The organism is Enterobacter sp. RIT637 (genome assembly GCF_019718755.1).
GTDB lineage: Bacteria > Pseudomonadota > Gammaproteobacteria > Enterobacterales > Enterobacteriaceae > Enterobacter.
Window position 1 is genome coordinate 1 of sequence record NZ_JAIHAZ010000209.1, and the last position, 510, is coordinate 510.

Genomic DNA, 510 nt, shown 5'->3' on the forward strand with positions numbered 1-510 from the left:
TTTCGCTCAACAGCGTTATCGACCTTAACCCCGGCTCTACGCTCGGTGTGTTCGGTGGCAGTGAAACGAATCTTAGCCTCGGTCTCGAAACCCTGCTCGGCGTGCTTAATGCCAGCAACCGCCAGGGGCTGAATGCAGAACTGACCCGCTACACGTTGAGCCTGATGGTGCTGGAGCGTAAGCTCAACAGCGCGAAAGGTGCGATGGATACGCTCGGCAACCGCATCGCCGGGCTGCAGCGTCAGCTCAACCATTTTGATTTGCAGTCCGAAACCCTGCTGAGTGCGATGGCTGCGATTTATGTCGATGTCATCAGCCCGCTTGGGCCACGCATCCAGGTCACCGGCTCCCCTGCCGTGCTGCAAAGCCCGCAGGTACAGGCGAAAGTTCGCGCCTCGCTGCTGGCCGGGATTCGTGCCGCCGTGCTGTGGCAACAGGTTGGCGGTGGCCGACTGCAGTTAATGTTCTCTCGTAATCGCCTGACGACTCAGGCAAAACAAATTCTCGCTC

General features: G+C 59.0%; 1 protein-coding gene. It reads left to right on the forward strand.

What is annotated here, in order from left to right; all coding sequences use genetic code 11:
- A partial coding sequence (gene hflD / locus K5E19_RS24055) for a high frequency lysogenization protein HflD (RefSeq protein ID WP_221553415.1) occupies positions 1-510 on the forward strand: 510 nt, incomplete at both ends.